Origin of the sequence: Mesorhizobium sp. M7A.F.Ca.ET.027.02.1.1 (assembly GCF_004022985.1) — a bacterium.
Lineage (GTDB): Bacteria > Pseudomonadota > Alphaproteobacteria > Rhizobiales > Rhizobiaceae > Mesorhizobium.
Window position 1 is genome coordinate 1 of the sequence record NZ_RZOL01000860.1, and the last position, 772, is coordinate 772.

Below are 772 nucleotides of genomic sequence, written 5' to 3' on the forward strand. Positions count from 1 at the left end.
CCGTGTTGCCCGTCCATGGCCGGGATGCCAGGGCAGGATGACGGTCGGCACCGCCCAGACCGGGAACCCCAGGGTCTCCAGCGCAAACACGGCTGCACGGTTGCCGACCGAGCCGCGCGCGACATGGCTGGAAATGACGATGACCGCACGCGGCGCGTCGGTTTGTTCGGCGCTCATTGTCGTTTGATTCCTAACTGCCCCGGATGACGTAAAGCACGAGCCAGACCATCAGGCCCAGCGCCAGCAGCAGGCCCAGCGTGCGGCCAAAGCGGGTGCCCCAGACTTCGATCGGATCGGCGCGATCGGCATCGGCCGCGGTGACGTGATCGCGCATGCCTTTCGCGGCCCGCCCCGCAAACGAGTCGCCCGCCGGATTCGTCTCGTGCGCGATGCGATCGAGGATACGGCGCGATTCCTTCTCGCTGTCCTGGCGCTCCGCCATGATGATGTCCCGTTTTGCGGACCTTATCGCGTTCGTACGGCCAATCACAGACCCTTGCAGCGGCATTGGGCATGGCAGGCGAGGGGCTGCCGGCCCGGGCGGTTTTCTTGCGCGCTGATTGTGGTAATGCTTCGCGTGCAACTTCTACCGAGGGACCCCATCATGTTTGCCCAGCGCCTTGCCTCGCCGTCCATTTTCCGCACGCTGCCCGCCTTCCTGATGATGGCGATCGTGCTGCCGCTGCTTGCCGGCTGCGGCTACAACACCATCCCCACAGCGGAAGAAAACGCCAGGGCGGCATGGAGCGAGGTGCTGAACCAGTATCAGCGC

At 65.3% G+C, this 772-nt stretch carries 1 protein-coding gene and 2 pseudogenes; 1 reads left to right on the plus strand and 2 read right to left on the minus strand.

Annotated elements, in window-relative coordinates:
- Positions 1-177 (minus strand): annotated as a pseudogene (locus EN749_RS39310) (pyridoxal kinase); the annotation flags it as partial.
- Positions 178-190: 13 nt separating this feature from the next.
- Complete coding sequence (locus EN749_RS36660; protein ID WP_127808777.1) at positions 191-442, minus strand: hypothetical protein; 252 nt, start codon at positions 440-442, stop codon at positions 191-193.
- A 162-nt stretch (positions 443-604) separates the two neighbouring features.
- On the opposite strand from EN749_RS36660, the pseudogene EN749_RS39315 reads away from it, so the two are divergent.
- A pseudogene (locus EN749_RS39315) lies at positions 605-772 on the plus strand (LemA family protein); the annotation flags it as partial.